This is a genomic window from Pseudomonas sp. H11T01 (assembly GCF_048515765.1).
GTDB lineage: Bacteria > Pseudomonadota > Gammaproteobacteria > Pseudomonadales > Pseudomonadaceae > Aquipseudomonas.
On the sequence record NZ_JBLYED010000028.1, the window covers coordinates 12,708 to 34,104 of the forward strand.

General features: G+C 54.8%; 16 protein-coding genes. 11 read left to right on the forward strand and 5 right to left on the reverse strand.

Annotation, left to right across the window (positions count from 1 at the left end; all coding sequences use genetic code 11):
- Nucleotides 1-55 precede the first annotated feature (55 nt).
- From bglX to ACN1C3_RS27320, 3 genes are all read left to right on the forward strand, one after another.
- The gene (gene bglX / locus ACN1C3_RS27310) at nucleotides 56-2,326 is read left to right on the forward strand and encodes a beta-glucosidase BglX (RefSeq protein ID WP_419118844.1); all 2,271 of its coding nucleotides are present in this window, start codon (nucleotides 56-58) and stop codon (nucleotides 2,324-2,326) included.
- 207 nt (nucleotides 2,327-2,533) lie between these two features.
- On the forward strand, nucleotides 2,534-2,896 hold the full coding sequence (locus tag ACN1C3_RS27315) for a hypothetical protein (RefSeq protein ID WP_419118845.1): 363 nt from the start codon (nucleotides 2,534-2,536) through the stop codon (nucleotides 2,894-2,896).
- 48 nt (nucleotides 2,897-2,944) lie between these two features.
- Complete coding sequence (locus tag ACN1C3_RS27320) at nucleotides 2,945-3,655, forward strand: DUF6933 domain-containing protein (protein WP_419118846.1); 711 nt, start codon at nucleotides 2,945-2,947, stop codon at nucleotides 3,653-3,655.
- Between the two features lie 27 nt (nucleotides 3,656-3,682).
- On the opposite strand, the gene ACN1C3_RS27325 is transcribed toward ACN1C3_RS27320, so the two are convergent.
- On the reverse strand, nucleotides 3,683-4,645 hold the full coding sequence (locus ACN1C3_RS27325; protein ID WP_419118847.1) for a hypothetical protein: 963 nt from the start codon (nucleotides 4,643-4,645) through the stop codon (nucleotides 3,683-3,685).
- Nucleotides 4,646-4,877: 232 nt separating this feature from the next.
- Here ACN1C3_RS27325 and ACN1C3_RS27330 point away from each other — a divergent pair, with 232 nt between their 5' ends.
- Entirely contained in the window at nucleotides 4,878-5,855 is a 978-nt protein-coding gene (locus tag ACN1C3_RS27330) for a hypothetical protein (protein WP_419118848.1), read from the forward strand.
- 54 nt (nucleotides 5,856-5,909) lie between these two features.
- Nucleotides 5,910-9,422 carry an alkaline phosphatase family protein gene (locus tag ACN1C3_RS27335; RefSeq protein ID WP_419118849.1) on the forward strand — a complete coding sequence of 1,171 codons (3,513 nt, stop codon included), beginning with the start codon at nucleotides 5,910-5,912 and terminating at the stop codon, nucleotides 9,420-9,422.
- A gap of 262 nt (nucleotides 9,423-9,684) precedes the next feature.
- On the opposite strand, the gene ACN1C3_RS27340 is transcribed toward ACN1C3_RS27335, so the two are convergent.
- Complete coding sequence (locus ACN1C3_RS27340; protein WP_419118850.1) at nucleotides 9,685-10,398, reverse strand: HNH endonuclease; 714 nt, start codon at nucleotides 10,396-10,398, stop codon at nucleotides 9,685-9,687.
- 119 nt (nucleotides 10,399-10,517) lie between these two features.
- A complete protein-coding gene (locus ACN1C3_RS27345) occupies nucleotides 10,518-11,051 on the reverse strand; it encodes a Bro-N domain-containing protein (protein ID WP_419118851.1) in 534 nt (177 codons plus the stop codon).
- A 554-nt stretch (nucleotides 11,052-11,605) separates the two neighbouring features.
- On the opposite strand from ACN1C3_RS27345, the gene ACN1C3_RS27350 reads away from it, so the two are divergent.
- From ACN1C3_RS27350 to ACN1C3_RS27360, 3 genes are all read left to right on the forward strand, one after another.
- Nucleotides 11,606-12,442 (forward strand): sce7726 family protein, encoded by an 837-nt coding sequence (locus ACN1C3_RS27350; RefSeq protein WP_419118852.1) that lies wholly within the window; start codon nucleotides 11,606-11,608, stop codon nucleotides 12,440-12,442.
- Between the two features lie 11 nt (nucleotides 12,443-12,453).
- Nucleotides 12,454-13,368, forward strand: a complete 915-nt coding sequence (locus tag ACN1C3_RS27355; RefSeq protein ID WP_419118853.1) for a sce7725 family protein — start codon at nucleotides 12,454-12,456, stop codon at nucleotides 13,366-13,368.
- Between the two features lie 151 nt (nucleotides 13,369-13,519).
- Complete coding sequence (locus tag ACN1C3_RS27360) at nucleotides 13,520-14,407, forward strand: RES domain-containing protein (protein WP_419118854.1); 888 nt, start codon at nucleotides 13,520-13,522, stop codon at nucleotides 14,405-14,407.
- A 96-nt stretch (nucleotides 14,408-14,503) separates the two neighbouring features.
- Here the strand turns inward: ACN1C3_RS27360 and ACN1C3_RS27365 are convergent, their stop codons facing one another.
- A complete protein-coding gene (locus tag ACN1C3_RS27365) occupies nucleotides 14,504-15,751 on the reverse strand; it encodes a ribonucleotide-diphosphate reductase subunit beta (RefSeq protein WP_419118855.1) in 1,248 nt (415 codons plus the stop codon).
- Between the two features lie 677 nt (nucleotides 15,752-16,428).
- Here ACN1C3_RS27365 and ACN1C3_RS27370 point away from each other — a divergent pair.
- The gene (locus ACN1C3_RS27370) at nucleotides 16,429-16,926 is read left to right on the forward strand and encodes a hypothetical protein (RefSeq protein WP_419118856.1); all 498 of its coding nucleotides are present in this window, start codon (nucleotides 16,429-16,431) and stop codon (nucleotides 16,924-16,926) included.
- 289 nt (nucleotides 16,927-17,215) lie between these two features.
- Here ACN1C3_RS27370 and ACN1C3_RS27375 read toward each other — a convergent pair whose 3' ends face one another.
- On the reverse strand, nucleotides 17,216-17,479 hold the full coding sequence (locus ACN1C3_RS27375) for a DUF2790 domain-containing protein (protein WP_419118857.1): 264 nt from the start codon (nucleotides 17,477-17,479) through the stop codon (nucleotides 17,216-17,218).
- Nucleotides 17,480-17,896: 417 nt separating this feature from the next.
- Between ACN1C3_RS27375 and acs the strand changes: the two genes are divergently transcribed.
- Both acs and ACN1C3_RS27385 read left to right on the forward strand, forming a co-directional pair.
- Nucleotides 17,897-19,852 (forward strand): acetate--CoA ligase, encoded by a 1,956-nt coding sequence (gene acs, locus ACN1C3_RS27380; protein ID WP_419118858.1) that lies wholly within the window; start codon nucleotides 17,897-17,899, stop codon nucleotides 19,850-19,852.
- 722 nt (nucleotides 19,853-20,574) lie between these two features.
- Nucleotides 20,575-21,351, forward strand: a complete 777-nt coding sequence (locus tag ACN1C3_RS27385) for an ABC transporter substrate-binding protein (protein WP_419118859.1) — start codon at nucleotides 20,575-20,577, stop codon at nucleotides 21,349-21,351.
- Nucleotides 21,352-21,397 lie beyond the last annotated feature (46 nt).

Here is a 21,397-nt window from a genome sequence, read left to right on the forward strand (position 1 = left end):
TTTTAAGGCAAGTAGTGGGTGTGTGCCATAACAGTTTTTTCCCAGGAAGGGCATTATGAAAAGAGTACGTCTGCTGTGTATCTTGATCAGCTTTATAAGCCTGCCGGTCCTGGCCGATACGGCATCTTTAAACAAAGATGCCTTCGTTACCAACCTGATTAAACAGATGACCTTAGAAGAAAAAATCGGCCAACTGAGGCTGATAGCTATTGGTGACAACATGACTCCTGAAAGGATGTGCCAGGAGATCACTGCCGGGCGAATCGGTGGTACGTTCGGTTCTGTGACCCGTTACCAAAACCGGCCCATGCAGGACGCAGCTCAGCGTAGCCGCCTGAAAATACCGATGTTTTTCGGCTGGGACGTGATACACGGCCATCGAACCATTTTTCCCATTGGCCTGGCATTGGCCTCCAGCTGGGATATGGACGCTATTGAGTTGAGCGGTCGAACGGCGGCGAAAGAAGCCAGTGCGGACGGTATAGATTTGACCTTTGCACCAACGATAGATATCGCCCGTGATCCTCGTTGGGGGCGCACATCCGAAGGCTTCGGTGAAGACACCTATCTGGTATCCCGCATTGCCAAAGTGATGGTTCAGGCCTTCCAGGGTAAAAGCCCGAGTGCATCGGACAGCATCATGGCCAGTGCTAAACACTTTGCGTTGTATGGTGCTGTCGAAGGTGGACGCGACTACAACACCGTCGACATGAGTCTAGCCAAGATGTACCAGGAGTACCTGCCGCCCTATCGCTCGGCGATTGACGGTGGCGCGGGAGCGGTGATGGTGGCGCTTAACTCGATAAATGGCGTACCAGCAGCTTCCAATACGTGGTTGATGCAAGACCTGCTTCGCAAAGAGTGGGGCTTCAAGGGACTCACTATCAGTGACCATGGTGCGATAGCCGAGTTGGTTCAGCATGGTGTTGCGAAGAATGGCCGCGAAGCTGCCGAACTCGCAATCAGGGCTGGCATTGATATGAGCATGAGCGACACCTTCTATGGTCAGGAGCTAGCCGGACTGCTTGGGTCTGGCGCTATTTCTCAGAGCAATATTGATAACGCGGTGCGCGAAGTCCTGGGTGCCAAGTACGACATGGGGTTATTCGAAGACCCTTACCGACGCATCGGCGTTGCCAGTGAAGACCCTGCCGATATCAACGCCGAAAACCGTCTGCACAGGACGCAGGCCCGTGAAGTGGCACGCAAGACATTGGTGCTGCTGAAAAATGAAAATGGGCTCTTGCCTCTAAAGAAAGAGGGCGCGATTGCTCTCATAGGGCCGTTAGCAAAAAGTACAGTCGACATTATGGGCAGTTGGTCAGCAAGCGGCATGGCCTCACAATCGGTGACGATCTACGACGGCCTGAAAAGCGCTCTGAATAAGGGCTCGCTGATCTATGCCCGAGGAGCCAATCTCACGGAGGATAAGGCGGTTGTTAAGTACTTGGGAGCGTCCGGAATCGAGATCGACCCTCGTCCAGCAGCAGAAATGATTGACGAAGCGGTCAAGGCTGCACAGCGAGCCGATGTTGTGATTGCAGTGGTGGGTGAGCCCCGCAGCATGTCTCATGAAGCGGCAAGTCGAACCAGCCTTGATCTGCCTGGGCGCCAGAGTGAGTTGATCGCCGCCCTGAAGGCCACCGGCAAGCCGCTGGTACTGGTATTGATGAACGGCCGTCCACTGTCCATCGGCAAGGAGCAGGAGCAGGCCGATGCGGTTCTGGAAACCTGGTACAGCGGCTCTGAGGGGGGTAACGCCGTTGCCGATGTAGTGTTTGGTGACTACAACCCGTCCGGCAAGCTACCCATCACCTTTCCACGTTCCGTGGGGCAGATCCCGAATTACTACAGCCACTTGAACACCGGTCGCCCCTACATAGCGGGTGGGCCTCGCAACTACACGTCTCAATATTTCGATCAATCCTATGGTCCGCTTTATCCCTTTGGCTATGGACTGAGCTATACCCGTTTCAGCGTGTCTGAAGTCACCCTGTCGACCCAAACACTCAAGAGCAACGGCAATGGCAACGTCGATGCCAGCGTCACCGTGCGAAACATCGGCAAGCGCGACGGCGAAACGGTCGTTCAACTGTATATCCGAGACGTCGTTGCATCCGTCAGTCGCCCGGTCAAAGAATTGAAAAACTTTCAAAAAGTCATGCTTAAAGCTGGGGAGGAGAAAGCTGTCCACTTCAGCATTGATGAGAGCGACTTGAAGTTTTTCAATGCACAGTTGAAATACGCCGCCGAGCCGGGCGAGTTTCGGGTGCAAATCGGGCTGGATTCTCAGGATGTGAAAGAGCAGAGTTTTGAGCTGCTGTAGGGCCGAGGCAGTGGTCAGTTATGCACACACTCCTCGGCAGCTGCTACGGACCGTGTAGAAGCTTAACCCCCCACCCAGTGACGGGTGTGCCGCAGGACATTGCCCTACAACGTGATCAGAAAAAAATCGGGTGGAAGGACCCTGCAATTGCCGCAAGAATAAGCACATGCTCGTTTCCCTATTCATGGACTTCCGTAGGAGGACCTCATGGAAATATCTGAAAGCGATTGGAAAAAGTTCAAATCTCTGAGGCTATTGGCCCTGGACCGTTTCTGTCAGGGTGTCCTTGGCGACGCTGAAACCATCAGCCAACACAACGCACTCTCCGCACATGCCCGGTATGGAATGTTGTATGACCTGGTACACAACCGGAACAAGGACATGGTTCGAGCCTTCGACTACTTCAGTCGCTCATCCGCAGTCATGAGTTTGCGTTTTATGGTCATGTACAATTTGCTGACCGACGCCGAGTTGTCGGTGCTCAGTGAAGACACATTGCGCGACCTGAAGAGCGTCGTCAGACAGCCCTACGAGCTGAAGTGGGTTGAAGAAATCGTGCGCCAGGAGTGACGGACGGGAGTCGTTCTGAGTACGGACATTTATCAAAGAGGAAAGGGAATGTTGGTCTTCAACTGCACCGAGGCGGCCAGCGACTTTTTCAGTCGTGTTCACAAGGGCAAAAAAATTACGCCGGTCCAGAGTCCGCCTTCGGCCACTATTGCCGACGATCAGGCGGGTGACTCGAAGTTAGAGCTTTCGCAATGGCTGGTGCATGCCATTACCGTCCAGCGTAAGCACGTACTACTGGCGATTCACCTGCAAACACGTTATTGCATGATATTCGCCGAGATGAAAAAAGCCGATGTAGACGGCTTTGTTCAGGCCTTCACTCAGCGTTGGATGAACAACATGCTGGATCATGCGATGCAGAGTGGAGTGCTGGAGTGGGTCGAGTACCCATCCATGCATGAGCGTTTCACGGATTTCAATCGCGAGTTCAGCTTTTACCGGCGCAGCGACCGGAGTGCTCAGGGGCATCTCAACGAAATAGTATGGATATTCAAAGAGTACGCCGCCGACGCAGGGTGTCTGCTACCGGATGAAGTGGCCGCGTCAGGCTATGACATCTGGACCAACCGAACCCCTCGAGGCAGCAAGGGCCATCAAGACCTCTACTTTCCTGATGAGGAAATGCTGATCCACTGGTTACAGAAATTCTGTGGGGCCAGCGAGGCAAGTGCCCAAGAGGCTCGTGAGCTGCGCAGTCAGCTGAACAGAGAAAGTTATGCTCAAGAGTGGGCGCTTCGCAAAGCTGAATTGGGTATCTAAAACCCCCGCAGGGGATTGTCTGGCTTGCTACTTCCCCTCCAACCCCGGCGCCTCGCGAATGATGAAATGGTCCAGATTCTCGATATCGCCACTGAACACCCCGAACGTCTGCTCGGGGTTTTTCTTGCTCGGCACGTGTTTCAACTCCGGCGTCACGCCATAGAAGAAGCAATACAGCGCCCGCTCGCTGTCAATGGCGCTCTTGATCTCCTCCAGGAAGGCTTTGCGTTTGCGGTAGTTCTCGATCAGGTGTTTGCTCAGGTAAACGTTCACTGAGTAAGGTTTCTTGTCGACCCAGACCTTCTTCTCGAAATCGATCCGGAAGCTGGTTTTGTAGTCCTTGATCTCCTTGATCTTGCCCCAGTAAATCAGCCCCTTGTTGTCTTGCAGGTATTCGATCTTCTTGAAGAATGCCCCGTAAGACGCCGTGTGCTCGCCAATTTTCAGCGGCATGCGCTTGAGGGTGTCCTTGTCATCGAAATTCGACACAAAGCATTCCACCGGATGGGCAAACACGCTGGTCTTGTCCGGCGCTGTTTCACGGGGCGTGTGCTCCGTCGCGGTGTTCGCCAGCGGCGTCTTCAGCTCATCCTGTGGAGAGGCAATACCTGCCGCCGCGCCCGGTGGCTTACGCACGTACTGGCGACGAGTCAGCAGCAACTCCGACGGGAAATGCTCCTCCCGATCGTTATCGCCCTCGGCATCCAGCCCGGTCGCCAAGGCTTTGAGACTGACGTAAGGGCAACCTTCAACGTGCCGGGTGCTGGGCACATTCTTGAAATGCGGCGTCCTTATATAGTTGACGTTCTTCGCATTGAACGTACCCAACACATTCTGCGCATCGAACGCCGTGCGGCATTCATCGTTAGGGCACTGAAAGCTTTCCTTGGCCGAATCGAACGCCATCGTCTCGTCGAAATTCAAATCCCGCACGTCATAGATCGACAGCTTTTCGTCGAGGCTGAGGCAGTAGGCGTTGTCGAATTTCATGGGCTCGCTGATCCTGAGAGGGGATGGCCTATTAATAGCGGGTGAGGCTTTGGGCTGCACTCACTCTTTCACGCTTGCGGCCGGTATTGGGCGGAATGTGCTCACGAATGGACAAGACCCAATACCTTAACTAGCGTTGTGCAGTGGCAGCAGTGCTCCCGTCCTTGTCATAAGGTGCCATCCCGAGCTGATTGCCCATCCTGTCGTTAGCCGTGCCAACAAGGAGGTCGGGATGTTTGGATCGGTCGTTCTGGACGCCATCCTCGGGATCCTGGCGCTGTTCACACTGCTCGGAATCTGCATCACCACCCTTACTGAAATCATTCAATCCTTCTTCCAGAAAGTCAGGGCGGCGTACCTCTACGAAGCGCTGAAACTGCTGTTCACCGGCAAATTGAAAGCGCTGACCGATAAGGACCTGGACTTCTTCCAGCAGGTACTTGATCACCCGGTGATCAAGGCCATGGCGCCGCCCGGCAAACGTCCCAGCTACCTGGACCCGGGAATGTTGGCGCAGGTCGTCATCGATCTACTGTTGCGCAAAGACGACACCACGGTGCTGGATATCCCGCTTGAGCAACTCAACGAAGCGCTGGCCAAGGGCATCGCGCAAATTCCTTCGGACCATCTGCGTCGTGCACTCTCGACACTACTCGCAGCGGCCCAAGCCAAGGTCACGACTGCACAGGAACTCCTGTGCTCGTTCAAAACAAGGTTGGAGCACTGGATCAATGCGGTCATGGACCGCGCCGAAGGCTGGACGCGGCGCAATGCCAAAGTCGTGTCGCTGGCCTGTTCGCTGGTGATTTGCCTGGTGCTCAACGTCAACGCGTTCGACCTCATGCAAGGCCTGGTACGCAATGACACCTTGCGGGCGGCGGGCATGCAGATGGCCAGCAGTCTGGTGAAAGACAACTCGCCAGCTACGCTCGATCAAGTCTGCGCGAGCCGGGACGACAAAGCCCAGTGCCAGTTTGACTCGGCGTTGAGCAGTTTGCAGGCGTTGCCTCAGGGCGCTATCGGCTGGAATAACCGGCCAGCATTTTTACAGCACGATCAGAAAAACAAAACGGTTTGGTTCGGCTACTGGTTGCTTGGGGTCATGACGGCGGCGCTAGCGGTCTCGTTGGGTGGCGACTTCTGGTTCAAGGTGTTGAGCCAGATGATTCGCCTGACGGGTAGCAAAACCGTCCAGCCGCCCAAGCCTTGAGTGCTTTGAAACCAGAGACATCGAAATCAGGGAATTCACTTCAGGGAGCGCAACATGCCGAACAACTGGCCCGCCGAGATTGAGCACGTCGTCGTGCTGATGATGGAAAACCGTTCCTTCGATCATCTGCTGGGTGATTACAAAAGCATCAATACTGCGTGCGAGGGTATTGACCGCAACGCGCCCAGCACCAATCCGCTGACGCTGGCCAGTGGCGGTTCGATCGTGATCACCCAAGCGCCGGAGTCTGCGGACTACTTCGCCCTGTGGGCGCCGCCCGCACCCTCGCCACCGGCAACACCTGCGAAGGACAGCGAAGGTTTCGACCTTGGCCATGAGTTCGTCGATGTGGTGAAACAACTGGACGTGACACTCAAGACCAGCCTGACCGCACCCAAGCTCGATGGCTTTGCGCAGGACGCCTACGACAAGGCCCGCACGGACCTGAAGGTGTACAAAACCTGGTCGCAATCCATGGCCCAGCGGGCGATGAACTACATCCCGTTTGGCGCCACGCCGGCCACCGATCCGCTGCCGGCGATCCAGGGGTTGGCGCGCAACTTCACCGTGTGCGACCGCTGGTTTGCGTCGGTGCCGGGCCCGACCTGGCCGAACCGGTTTTTTGCCATGCTCGGCAGTTGCAATGGTCACGTGCTGATGCCGTCCACGGGTACCGTGCTGGCCGGTATCAAAAGCCTGATTGCGCAGTTTGGCGGCGACAGTATTTTTTCGCTGCTGCGGGACAAGGGCCACGATGTGCGCATTTATTCCGACGGTGCCATCCCGTTGGCGGCGCTGGTCAAGGGCGGTTTGCAGCATCTGAGCATCGACGACTTCAAGTCGGATGTCGCCGGTAACAAACTCCCCGAACTCTCCTGGATCGAGCCTAGCTATGGCCTGCTCAACGGCAAGCTCGGGCCCAACGTGTCGCATCATCCACCGGAAGACCTGCGCTTTGGCGATCAGTTTGTCGGCGAGGTGTTCAATGCCTTGTCGGCCAACACGGACCTGTGGAACAAGACGCTGTTTGTGCTGCTGTACGACGAGCACGGCGGCTTCCATGACCATGTGGTGCCACCGACCTGTGTTTCGCCTGATGCGAAGTCCGATGTCGATTGGCCAAAGCCCTTCACTCGACTCGGTATCCGTGTACCGGCGATCCTGGCCTCGCCATGGCTCAAGCCGGGTCTGATCCCGTGGAACGACGGCATCCAGGCGCAGCACTACGATCACACCAGTCTGCTGGCCTTTCTTTGCGATCATTTCAAATTGCCGCGCAGCGCCCTCGGCCCGAGGGTGGTGGCGGCCCAGCACTTCGGCAATGCGCCGATCTGGCGCGCTGCCGCCGGCGTAACCCCTGCGCTGCAATTGGCACCCACCGCAGTGCCAAGCCGCGCAGGGCTGCCATTGATCGAGTCTGAGCTTGCGACCCTCAGCCGGCAGGTGGTGGACAGCGCCACGGGTTACCTCGACGGTCTTGATCCGGAGCAGATCTGGAAGAACAGCGCTCAGGGCGTCAGCAGTTTCCTCGACAACCGCACCCGCGCACTGGTTGATCCCGGCCAGGCCGCCCTCACGTCCGCCGCGCCGAGTGCGGACAACCTGGAGGCGAAACTGCGGCGTCTGCAAGACCTGATGGTCACCGCGTACAGCCAACCCGCCCCCGCTCCAGCCGCTGCGCAGCCTGTCAGCAAAGCCTTGCAGGCCGGGCCAGGTCCGGGTGTTGCGCCCGCGCGACTGCGAGTCCTCTGCCTGCCCGGTGTGGGATTCACGCAGGCCGCCAGCGGGCAGGGCTGCACCGACGCGAACTGGCAGGAACAATGGCGCACGCTGATCCGCAGCCAACTGGCGCAAAACGGTCGCGTCATCGATGACCAAGACATTGATTTTCTACCCTTTGATGATCAGCTCAAGGAGGGGCCGGACTTCGCCCAGATCACCCGAGGCCTGGCGATGTTGCGGGCAGACGCCAGTGGCAAGGCCGACGAGACCTTCGGCAGTTGGGGCCTGCCGGTCAATCAGATGCTGCGCACCACCGTCGGCGCCATCGTGCAGTGGATCGAAGACGCCGACTTGCGCACCGCACTGACCCAGCACCTGTTGGCGAAGATCGAGGCGTTCGACCCGCAGATTATCTTCGCCCAAGGGCTGGGCAGCCTGATCGGTTACGACGCCTTGCGCCGCTCGGTGGCCAAGAAAGGCTCGGCGCTCAAGCGCATCGACGGCCGGGTGTTCGTCAGCTTCGGCTCGCCCATTGCGCTGCCGCTGGTGATGCGCGAAGTGTGGGGCGGGCGGGTCATGCGCTTGAGCGAAAACGGTCGAGGCATCCGCCGTTGGTTCCACCTCTATAACCCCAACGACGGCTTGCTGGCCCGGCCGATCACCTCACCGGACTCGGCGCGCATCGACCTGCAAACCGAGTTCAGCGTGCCGCTGCGTGATGACCTGCTCGACCTCAACCATGCAGCCCAGGCCTATTTGTCAGCCCCTACAAGCCAGACCAGCCTATGGCCACAACTGGCCCGCGACGTGGTAGCGGCTCGCATTCTGGAAGTGCCGGCGTTCCTGTCCCGCAGCGGCCAACGCAAACGTCGCGCCTTGGTGGTCGGCATCAACGACTACCCCGACCCGAGCGCACGCCTCGACGGCTGCATCAACGACACCTACCTGATCAGCCGCATGCTCCAGGAAAGCGGCTACGACGCCGGCGACATTCGTTTGCTGCACGACGCCCGAGCGACGCGGGCGAACTTCGTCGAGCGCCTCGAATGGCTGGTGGAAGGCGCCCACGCCGGAGACGAGCGAGTGCTGTTCTATTCCGGCCACGGCACCCAACTGCCGACCTACAGCAGCAGTGGCGAAGCCGACCGCATGGACGAAACCCTGGTGCTCTACGACTTCGACTGGGACGACGAAAACACCCACTTCACCGACAAACTGTTCCGTCAGTTCTACAGCCACCTGCCGTTCGACCCGGACGGCCACGGCGCCAAACTGACGGTCATGTTCGACTGCTGCTACGCCGGCGGCATGACCCGCGGCACCGGCCGCGTGCGCGGCATCACCCCGCCCAGCGACATTCGCCACCGCATGCTGCGCTGGGACCCCTACGCCGGCGACTGGGACCGCCGGGTGTATGCTGCCGACAGCGACGGCCGCGACTTCAGCGCACACGACAGCAAATCCCGCCTACTCACCCGCACCCGCAGCACCCAAGGCGCCGCCACCGCCCTGCGCCCCGACAAAAAAGCCCAATTCCTGCGCCAAGGCAAACTCTACGGCCACCACGGCCCCTACATGCCCCTGATGCTCTACGCCGCCAGAGAAAACGAAAAAGCCAGCGAATACCAAGTCGGCTCCAACAGCTACGGCGCCTTCACCTACGCCCTGGTGGAACAACTGCGCAAACTTCATCAGGACGATGCGAGCTTGGGCTTTGATCAGTTGATAGCGCGGGTGGGGAGTGTGCTGAGTGCGAGGTCACTGGGGCAGACGCCGGAGATTGTTGGGCCGAGTGGGGTGAGGGAGGCGGTGTGTCCGTGGCGGATTAGTGGGGTTGGGGGGTGACCTCGTAGCCCTTGTTACGGCCAAAGAAAAGGGCCGCAGGATGATCCTGCGGCCCCATTCAATGTGGGAGTGGCTGTCTTGCCTTCCTCAGAGACCGAGTCGCCGCCTTCGCGAGCAAGCCCGCTCCCACACTGGATCGCAGTCGTACACAAATAATATGTCCACTGAAAATTCTAATGTGGGAGCGGGCTTGCTCGCGAAGGCGATCTCCCTGTCAGCAGCAACCTCAACAGGTGAAATGAGGTCGAGCAACAAACGACTATCACTCGCGCTTCAATCGCTTCACCTTCGTATAAAGCGACAAGGTGAAATCATCTTTATCGCTTGAGTGGTGACAACGCCGATGACAGTTCGGGCAAAGCGCCACAGCATTGCTTGGACGATCCGAACCTTCCTGAGCCAAATGCTTAACGTGATGGACCTCAAGAAACGGTCTGCCATCCTTTTCAAACGGAGCCCGTTGGCCGCAGCCCTCGCAGATACCGTTAGCCTCTTTGCGTACCCAGGCTCTCACCTCAGGATCACGTACATAAGAGTTGCCGGTGGTGGGGGCTTGCAGTGGTTTCAATATTCCCTTCGGCTCACCCTTAAGTGGTTGCTTCTCAAGTTTGGCGGCGCGGCGCTCTAGGGTTGCCTCATCAGCCGTTGGGGCAAAGTCGTCAGGCGTCAAAGTGTTTTGAGCGTTAAGCGCTTCGCGAATACTGCGTCCAACATTCGCGCCGACATTTTTGGCTGGTTTGTATCCCTCAATGCGATCACGGTCCATTTGCACCAACACGGTGGAGATGTTCTGCATCCGAAACTCAACCGAACCTTTGGTGCGACCCGATAAGGCGCCCTCGCGTAGGACGCGATTCTCATGGGCCTTATTGACCTTCTGACCGTTCTGTTCGCGTGTCAGCATGCTCAGATAGGCGTCGACCGCAGCCTGTATCTCCGAGTCGCTCCAGTCGCTGTTGCTCTTTCCAGTATCCATACAATCGCCGAGGGTTGGGAACCCTCGGACGATACTGAGTGGCCATTACGGCGTCTACGAAATTTCCTACAGCTAAGACAGAATTTACTCTCAGCTGCTCCTAAGAAGGCATCGCTGCTCTAACCCACAGAATGCTTAGACGACTGAAACAACTCCGCTAATTTCCGCCACCAAGGCTTAACCACCGGCACCCGCCGCCGCGTCCGGTTGAGCAGCAAATAAGGCATGTCTCGCAACCGAATCCAGCCCTCATCCTGCCAATGCAACAGACTCAACGACATCTCCGGCCAATCCAACAAACTCAACATCGGCCGATCTGCTGTTCGCGATTGCCGCGCATCACGCAATGTCGGCACCACCTGATGGGTCAACCATTCCCGCAACAACCGATGCCCCGGCGCGTAGTGATACACCAGCAGCGCGTACACGCCGGACTCACTGAGCATCAGCATTCTTTCCGACTGACCGTGGAAACAAATCGTCAGCGTTTGCCGTTGATCCTCGTCGAGCTTGCTGACCATGCGTTCGTTTAGATACACACCCATCAGCCGACCTAGATCGCGGGCACAGAACCATGGCTGGTTTTCGAGGAGTAGGGCGTGAAGGTGGAGGTTGTGGCGGGTGAAGACAGTGGGGGTGAAGGGCTCAGACATGGCGGGCCTCCTGAGGCGGAAGCGCATGTGATTTGGTGCTGGTGCAGCGAATTACCTTCGCGGGGAAGGTGAGATTTTTAGGCATATCCTTTACCTCTGTGTGATTTCAGCTTTCTTAGGGCTGGGTGCCGGGAGTTAAGAAACCCCACACAGCAGGCCGGACATATTCCCCTTGCGGGTCTTGTATTCGTCCACTCCCGGCATAACAGAGATCTTTTGATGCGCACGGGGATACCGTAGGCACAAAAAAGCCGCTTCTGTCGGGTGCGGTCAGTCCGCTGTGTGAGGTGTTTCTTAGGCACCGGGTAGCGAGGTTAGGAGGAATGACTCTGATGGTCAAGCAGGAGGATTTGGCGTTCTACGTCAGACGGATAGCCCATACAGATGAAAAATACATTCTGTATGACGCCTTGGAACCTATGTGCTTGTGGTCGCTATACGGATTGCTGTAGTTTCATCGTTTTAGACCTTTAGCCGGGTTTCTCGCATGATAACTCCTTTATTTGATTTGAAAATTAGAACGCTCAAACGTTCAGAAGAGCAATAGTAGTAAAATGAAAAATTTCAGAGAACTAAGTAAGATTTTTTCGAGTAAATGTATCGAGAATCTTGCTAGTGGGGATATTTCTCAAATCGAGGGGGCTTCGTCGTTTTATTCGGAAGTTCTCCCTAGTGCTTTTACACCAGTCGATGTGTTCGAGGCCTGTTATAAAGATCTAAGTAAAAATTATAGGTCTGAGTATTTTTTTAAGAATGTAGTTGCTAATAAGATTGTGTTGGGTAAGCATAAGTTGTCTACGGCAACATTGCTCTCTGAGTTTAGAGTTGAAAATAGCAAGGCTGATTGTGTAATTTTGAACGGTAGCAGTACCTGTTATGAAATTAAATCAGAGTTAGATAATTTTTCTCGTCTGAATGATCAGCTAAAATCTTATAAGAAGATTTTTGATAAGATCTATGTGGTGGTCGCTGAAGGGCATAAGAAATTTGTTGTTGATAATGTTGATGAAAGTGTCGGGTTAATTGTTTTGACCGGTCGGAATACTTTGTCTGAGGTTAGAGTTGCTACACAAAATAAAAATAAAATCGACCCTGGGGTTTTGATTAGATCGCTTCGAAAAAATGAATATATTGAAATTGCATCAATGCTTTCAGGCGTCGCTCCGGATCTTGTAAATACCGAAATTTTTCATTGGTGTGAGTCGGTTTTCTTTCAAGCCGACAATGATTTATTAAGGTCCGCTTTTTGTAGTACTTTAAAAAAGACTCGGCGAGCTGATAAAGAGTTTTCGCTTGAGCTGCCAAGTCAGCTTTTAATGGCTGGATTGCGTCTCAAAATGTCTCACGCAAAAAGAAAGAACCTACTTCGTATATTAAACTCACCCATTTAAAAGGGATTTAAATGTATTATCCAATACTAAGAGGTAAGCAGAATGAACTCATTGCCCTTCGTGAATTGTCGGAACTTGTTGCGGCAAATGTTCTGAAGCCGGTCATAGAGCCTGTTAGGGCGAGCATTGCTCCGTTGGAAAGGACGATAAAACAGCTGGCTAGTAAAGGTATATTGCCTTTGGTTGTTGTGAATCCAAGTCTCGGAGATTTTTTAGGCGGCCATCATAACGTTAGTGGGAATCTTGAAAGTGTCGATGGTATGTACGTTCCTTGTGTGAAAATTAAGGGGCCAACGGATGCTAATGCTATTGAGCTATTTAAGACATTTAGCGGAACAGCAGCGGTCTATCTCGAGAATGGGGTTGATCAGCCATTAATTGATGTTGTAAATAGCTCAGTCTGCACGCTTGTCAATGAGCAAAAACTGAATAAGGTTGCATTTGAACGCCTTAGTAATAAAGTAGTTTATGGCGATTTTTTTGATAAACAGTCGAAGAACTCTGATTATGAGGAGTATTCCTATTTTCCCGGGCTTCACTCAGAATATAAAACACGGGAAAATGTTGTAGGGTTTGGTGATTTCACAATACTAAGTGAGGAGTATTCTGAGTCGGGCGGCCCGGCCTATGTCGTCACTATTCACTTGTCATATATAAATCGAGCAGAGTTCGATTCCATGCATGTGAGGCATTTTTCTTCCTATGATGATAGGTCTCCCGCCAACCCCGGTGGTAAATTCAAAGATGCATTAAATAAGCTTATCGCCTTTGTAAGAGATAATCCGGGAAAAATTACCGCAACTTCTGGTTTGGCTGAATTTATAGGCTTGTCCGCGTCAGGTCACTTTCCCGGACTTGGCTTTGTAAAAAAAGTATCAGTTAAACATCATATCGAAACCACATGCAGTTATGTTGGAGAGCTTTGATATGGCTAGGTGCTGCATCAATTGCTTTTCTGACTCGGCTCTGATAGTCGAGGTTCTTTCTGGTAGTGAACTAGGTAACTGTTCATTCTGTGGTTCGAATAGAGTTCCATGCGTAGTGCCTGAGGTTCTTTCCTCAAGGTTAGAAGTTGTTATGTACAGTCTGGAGTTGGCTGCGGATGGAAGAAGTCTTGACTCTATCCTTATTAAAGACTTTGGGTTATTGAGTGACTCGGTCGGGGATCGTGCGAGTGAGTTGGTTCTTGGTATTTTTGGTGATGAGATTGCAAGTGGGAAGTACAGATTTAAGTTCGATACGTCAAGGTACTCGATGCAGTGGGAAGAGTTCAAGGAAGAGTTGAAGCACGAAAATAGATTTTTTCCAAGAAATACGGTGATATCTAAGATACTTACCCCAGCAGGCGCAAGCCCGGAATTTGGTGTTTTTTCAGGCTTGCTAGCTCAGCTTTCCTATAGTTTAGAGGCTGGTGTACGCCTTTTTAGGGCGCGAGTCTCAGACCAGCCACTTAATAAAAGCCAAATGGGAATGCCGGGCAAGACCATAGCCTCAGGTGGAAGAGCAAATCCAGTAGGTATCCCTTACTTGTATCTTGCAGAAAATAGAGATACTTGTATTGCTGAAGTAAGACCGAGTAATGCCAGTACAGTTTATATTTCTGAGTTTGTTTTGGGGTGCGACTTGAAATTGTTGGATTTGACTAATCCGCGTTCAGAGTCCTCCTCTGTAGCGTTTGAAGAAAATCAGACAGAAGATGTACTTTGTTTTCTTGAGTTGTTAGAGCGGTTTTCATTTGAATTGTCGAAGCCTGTTTTGCCCGAAAAGTCGCATTTGGAATATATTCCGACCCAGTATATTTGTGAGTTTGTGAAATCTTTTTCTGGATACCAAGGGATTATTTTTAAAAGCTCATTTGGTTCGGGGAAAAATTTTGTGATTTTTAGTGATGAGTCATTTGAGGCGTGTGAGCCATTAACAGGAAGAGTGGTCCGAACTCAGCATGAATTTCATGTGGATGGTTGAAAGTTATAAGAGTGTTCTAGTCAAATATTGTTGCTTTGCATAAATAAAAAGGGAGCTGCCTTGCGGTAGCTCCCTTTTTGGTGCGAGCTCCAGGAATCAATCCCAGCTCAACGCCCCACCAGTCTGATACTCAATAACCCGAGTCTCGAAGAAGTTCTTCTCTTTCTTCAAGTCCATAATCTCGCTCATCCACGGGAACGGGTTAGTCGTCCCTGGGTACTCTTCTTTCAAACCAATCTGGCTCAGGCGACGGTTGGCGATGAATTTGAGGTAGTCCTCCATCATCGCGGCGTTCATGCCCAGTACGCCGCGCGGCATGGTGTCACGGGCGTATTCGATTTCCAGCTGAGTGCCCTGCAGGATCATCTGCGAAGCCTCTTCCTTCATTTCAGCATCCCACAAATGCGGGTTTTCGATTTTGATCTGGTTGATCACGTCGATGCCGAAGTTCAGGTGCATGGATTCGTCGCGCAGGATGTACTGGAACTGCTCGGCGACGCCGGTCATTTTGTTGCGGCGGCCCATGGAGAGGATTTGGGTGAAGCCGCAGTAGAAGAAGATGCCTTCCAGAACGCAGTAGTAGGCGATCAGGTTGCGCAGTAGTTCTTTGTCGGTGTCGACGGTGCCGGTTTCGAACTTCGGATCGGAGATCGAACGGGTGTATTTCAGGCCCCAGGTGGCTTTTTTCGCGACCGATGGGATCTCGTGGTACATGTTGAAGATCTCGCCTTCATCCATGGCCAACGATTCGATGCAGTACTGGTAGGCGTGGGTGTGGATCGCCTCTTCGAACGCCTGGCGCAGGATGTACTGGCGGCATTCCGGGTTGGTGATCAGGCGGTACACGGCCAGCACCAGGTTGTTGGCAACCAGGGAGTCGGCGGTGGAGAAGAAGCCGAGGTTGCGCATCACGATGCGGCGCTCGTCGTCGGTCAGGCCTTCCGGGTCTTTCCAGAGGGCGATGTCGGCGGTCATGTTGACTTCTTGCGGCATCCAGTGGTTTGCGCAGCCGTCCAGGTACTTCTGCCAGGCCCAGTCGTATTTGAACGGGACGAGTTGGTTCAGGTCGGCGCGGCAGTTGATCATGCGCTTTTCGTCGACGGCAACACGGGCGGAAGCGCCTTCGAGCTCGGCCAGGCCTTCGGCGATGTCGAGGTTATCGAGAGCGGCCTTGGCGCGGATGATCGCGGCGGAGTCGGTGGCGGTGACGGCGCGAGCTTCTTGAGCTGCGGCACCGCCAGCGGTGTCGAGGCGGTCCATGTTGGCTTCAGAAGCGTGGCCGGCGTTGGCGCCCTTGACCGCTACTTCGTCGTCTTCTTTGTCGAATTCGTCCCAGCTCAGCATGACGTGTCGTCTCCTGCGTGAGGGCCAGATTGCCCGTGTGAAAAACACTATGGTTGGCGTTTCACACGGCCTGCTGGCCGCGTTGGATCTAAAGGAATCGTTAGTTGCAGCAGTACGCAGGCAAAAAACAGAAATGTGTACGGGTGTCCTGAAGTCGCTGAGGGGCGGAGATGATGTTGTCTGCTCCTGCGGTGGCCTCAGCGTTGCTTTCCCCTGCTGTAAGGGGATGTTGCAGGCCCGATTTACCGCGGCATTATAGGTGTTTTTTTGCGTCTGTGGTGCGACGAAGTGGCATAGGGATCGGCCGTCGAGGGGCTTTTTAAGGCGGAGCAAGGGTTTATAGGGCTTTGACCGCAGAAGATTTTTTTTTGCTTGGGGTTATGAGTTTTTTGGGTATTGGGGGAGGGGAGGTCATTGGGTTGTGCCGGCAACGCGGTGGAGTGGCGTTGCGGCGGTAGCGGTAGGGATTCTGGCGGGACTGGGTGAGGGAATTGTGTTCAGTTCGGGTGGTGGATTGTTTTTGAGATTTGACCGCTGCGCGGTCTTCGCGGGCAAGCCCGCTCCCACAAGTTGTATGTGAGTTGCAGGGATTTTTGTTCCTCCAGAAACAACTAAGCCCGGCCGAGGCCGGGCTGTGACGTCGCGGTCAGCTATTAGCTGAGGTGGCTGGCGCCAGTGTGATCGGAACCATCAGCAGCGACAGCGGCAGAACCGGTGTGGTCGAAGCCATCAGCAGCAACAGCGGCAGAACCGGTGTGATCGAAGCCATCAGCAGCAACAGCGGCAGAACCAGTGTGGTCGAAGCCATCAGCGGCAACAGCAGCAGAGCCGGTGTGGTCGAAGCCATCAGCGGCAACAGCGGCAGAACCAGTGTGGTCGAAGCCATCAGCAGCGACAGCGGCAGAACCAGTGTGGTCGAAGCCATCAGCAGCAACAGCGGCGGAGCCGGTGTGATCGAAGCCGTCAGCGGCGACAGCGGCAGAACCGGTGTGGTCGAAGCCATCTGCAGCAAAGGCAGCAGAGCCGGTGTGATCGTAGCCATCGGAGGCGAGGGTGTGGTCGCTGCCATCAGCCGCGAAGGTGTTGGCGGCCAGGATGGAGAGGGTCAGGGCGATGATCAGTTTGGTTTTCATGAGGGTGGCTCCGGTGTTGTTCGTTTTGTTCAGTGGGTGTGAAGGTCATACTACTCGGACCATTTCGATTAAAAAGCGCAAAAATATGCTAAAAATAATCGAATAAATCGATGTTATGTGCTCGACGTTCCTTGCTTCTGCAGCCAACAGGCTGCGCAGTGCGGTAGATCGAACGGTGATGAATCAGCTGAGTGCGAGTGCCGTGGTCGCACTTCATTAGGCGATGCTGTGCAACAGTCCCGTGGTCGGGTGTGCATCCGGGCATCTTTGCCGCAAGAGTGATTTCTTGCGGCCGGCAGTGGTAAAGAGCGTCTGGGTCTAACGAGGGTGTTTAACCGTTAGAGCAACCATTGCCCATTACGCTGTATTGCAGAATATGCCGTTGACCTTTGGAGTCTTCATATTCCATGCGGGCCGGTACAACTTCGCAGACATTCGGAACTTCGCTCATCGATACAACTTTGGCGATGTCCAGATGGGTGGAGTAAGTGTATTCCTCGACCGGTGTTTGCTGGCCGGCAACGTCTGTCGCACTCTCGGCAGCCATGGCGGTGGCGCAAACGCTGCTGAGGGCTAGAACGAGTAAAGCTTTCATTTCAATTTTACCTTTCTCGGGTCGTGAGGGATCACGCAACCCTTTTAAGGTTGCGTGTGGAACTTTAAAAAGAAGATCTGGATTAACGTGCCTTCGTGGGGGCTGCAACTGGGTTAATCACATTGCCGTTGTTGGCGAGGCTGATTTTAGGCGTCGGAATGTCATTCATATAGCCGTGCTTTTGATAAAGACTATTGGCAAATCTTGTAACAATCCCCTGAAAAACGACCTCGCAGACGTCGAAACGCCCCTTTTTTCACGGGGTGGAAACCGCTGCATGCACCGGGATTGAGCGGCTTGAGGGGTAAGCGCGGCATTTTGTAGGGGCTTGTTACTACCATCGTCGAATGGTTCTATAGGCCCGCCCCGGCTACAACTGGGGCATACAACAACAACTATGTCACCGAGGTAAGAAAGATGAGTGCGGCTTCTCTGTATCCCGTTCGTCCCGAGGTTGCGGCCACTACGCTGACTGATGAGGCGACCTACAAGGCCATGTACCAGCAGTCGGTGGTCAACCCGGACGGCTTCTGGCGCGAGCAAGCCAAGCGCCTCGACTGGATCAAACCTTTCACCACGGTGAAGCAGACCTCTTTCGACGATCACCATGTCGATATCAAATGGTTTGCCGACGGCACCCTGAACGTCTCCTATAACTGCCTGGACCGCCACCTCGCCGAGCGCGGCGATCAGGTGGCGATCATCTGGGAGGGCGATGACCCGGCCGAAAGCCGCCACATCACCTACCGCGAGCTGCACGAACAAGTCTGCAAGTTCGCCAACGCCCTGCGCGGCCAGGATGTGCACCGCGGCGACGTGGTGACTATCTATATGCCGATGATTCCGGAAGCTGTGGTCGCCATGCTGGCGTGCACCCGGATTGGCGCGATTCACTCGGTGGTGTTCGGTGGTTTCTCGCCGGAAGCCCTGGCCGGTCGGATCATCGACTGCAAATCCAAAGTGGTGATCACCGCTGACGAAGGTCTGCGTGCCGGGAAGAAAATCCCGCTCAAGTCCAACGTCGATGATGCGCTGACCAACCCGGAAACCAGCAGCATTCAGAAGGTCATCGTGTGCAAGCGCACCGGTGGCGACATCAAGTGGAACCAGCATCGCGACATCTGGTACGAAGACTTGATGAAAGTGGCGGGCACCGTGTGTGCGCCGAAAGAAATGGGCGCTGAAGAAGCGCTGTTCATCCTTTATACCTCCGGTTCCACCGGCAAGCCGAAGGGCGTGCAGCACACCACCGCAGGTTATCTGCTGTACGCCGCGATGACCCATGAGCGGGTGTTTGACTACCGTCCGGGCGAAATCTACTGGTGCACCGCCGACGTCGGCTGGGTCACCGGCCACACCTATATTGTCTATGGCCCGCTGGCCAATGGTGCGACCACTTTGCTGTTCGAGGGCGTGCCGAACTATCCGGATATCACCCGGGTGGCGAAGATCGTCGACAAGCACAAGGTCAATATCCTTTACACCGCGCCGACCGCGATCCGCGCGATGATGGCCTCGGGCAAAGCCGCTGTTGAGGGCGCCGATGGCAGCAGCCTGCGTCTGCTGGGTTCGGTCGGTGAGCCGATCAACCCGGAAGCCTGGGACTGGTACTACAAAAACGTCGGTCAGTCGCGCTGCCCGATCGTCGATACCTGGTGGCAGACCGAGACTGGCGCCACGCTGATGAGTCCGCTGCCGGGTGCTCACGCGCTCAAGCCGGGTTCTGCCGCGCGGCCATTCTTTGGTGTGGTGCCTGCGTTGGTGGATAACCTGGGCAACATCATTGAAGGCGTCGCTGAGGGCAATCTGGTGATCCTTGATTCGTGGCCAGGCCAGGCGCGCACGCTGTATGGCGATCATGACCGCTTCGTCGACACCTACTTCAAGACCTTCCGTGGCATGTACTTCACCGGCGACGGCGCTCGTCGCGATGAAGACGGTTACTACTGGATCACCGGGCGTGTGGATGACGTGCTGAATGTCTCCGGTCACCGTATGGGGACCGCCGAGATCGAAAGCGCGATGGTCGCTCACCCGAAAGTCGCCGAAGCGGCGGTGGTCGGTGTGCCGCACGACATCAAAGGGCAGGGCATCTATGTCTACGTCACCCTCAACGGTGGCGAAGAGCCAAGCGAAGCGCTGCGTCTGGAGTTGAAGAACTGGGTGCGTAAAGAGATCGGTCCGATTGCCTCGCCGGATGTCATCCAGTGGGCGCCGGGCCTGCCGAAAACCCGTTCGGGGAAAATCATGCGCCGTATCCTGCGCAAGATTGCCACGGCGGAATATGACGGTCTGGGGGATATCTCCACCCTGGCGGATCCAGGTGTGGTGCAGCATTTGATCGACACCCACAAGACCATGAACGCCGCGTAAGGCGAGTTCAGCGTCATCGAGCCCCATCCGGTGTTGAGCCGGGTGGGGCTTTTTTGCGGGTCGGGGTTTTTGAACGATTTGAAGTTTGGGTTGGCTGGTCTATTGCTATCGCGAGCAAGCCCGCTCCCACATTGGATCATCGTAGTGCTCAAGATCTGAGCTCGACGCAGATCCAATGTGGGAGCGGGCTTGCTCGCGATATAGGTTTGTCAGGCGCCGGTGGAGTAGGGCTCGACCCAATATTTATCGGTTTGCTGTAGGAACCCTTCTACTGTTACCTGCTGCCTTTCAAGTAACCAAATGTGTAACCGCACAATTTATTTCGGGGCAAAGCGAAACGTAAAGCCCCGTTTTGAGGCCGCTTCAACCCGCGTGAAAAATAAGATAGAACGCTGCGCTTGCCGGAATAGAAGGGTTTGCGAATAATAGGCCCGCTATTTGCAGCATAGATTGGTTTTACGTCTTTTGCTCTCGCATAAACTTGCAGGGCTGTCAATGTGCTCGATCGGCTTTCTCAGTGCTTCTGTAAATTGTTGTCGCATTGAAGAAATATCGGCTTCGGGCCTGTCGTTAGAATGCCAATCACTCGCTCGTCGTTGCTAACGTTGAATTCAGTGTTGAATTCAGCATGAAGACGCAGCACCGCTTCCCCGTTCTATTCATCCGCATATTGGGCTGTCGCTCACTCTGCCGTTTTCGCCCTTTACCGATGGAGTCCTACGATGAAGAAACTCGTGCTTCTTGGCGCCCTAGCACTGTCCGTGCTGTCCTTGCCGACATTCGCCGATGAAAAGCCTCTGAAAATTGGTATCGAGGCGGCTTACCCTCCATTCGCATCGAAAGCGCCAGACGGTAGCATCGTGGGTTTCGACTACGACATCGGCAACGCCCTGTGCGAAGAGATGAAGGTCAAGTGCGTATGGGTCGAGCAAGAGTTCGACGGTCTGATCCCGGCACTCAAAGTGCGCAAAATCGACGCGATCCTGTCGTCCATGTCGATCACTGAAGATCGCAAGAAGTCCGTGGACTTCACCAACAAGTACTACAACACCCCGGCTCGCCTGGTGATGAAGGCCGGCACTCAGGTCAGCGATAACTTGACCGAGCTCAAAGGCAAGAACATCGGCGTGCAGCGCGGTTCGATCCACGAGCGTTTCGCTCGCGAAGTCCTGGCTCCGCTGGGTGCTGAAATCAAGCCTTACGGTTCGCAGAACGAAATCTACCTGGACGTGGCGGCCGGTCGCCTCGACGGCACTGTGGCAGACGCTACCCTGTTGAATGACGGCTTCCTGAAAACCGACTCTGGCAAAGGTTATGCCTTTGTTGGCCCGGCATTCACCGACGAGAAGTACTTCGGTGACGGCATCGGCATCGCAGTACGCAAAGGCGACAAGGCTGAACTGGACAAGATCAACGCTGCCATCGCTGCCATCCGTGCGAACGGCAAGTACAAGCAAGTCCAGGACAAGTACTTCGACTTCGACATTTACGGCAAGTAATACGTCGCAGCGGTAAGTCCGAAATGGTGCAAGCAACAGGATCTCT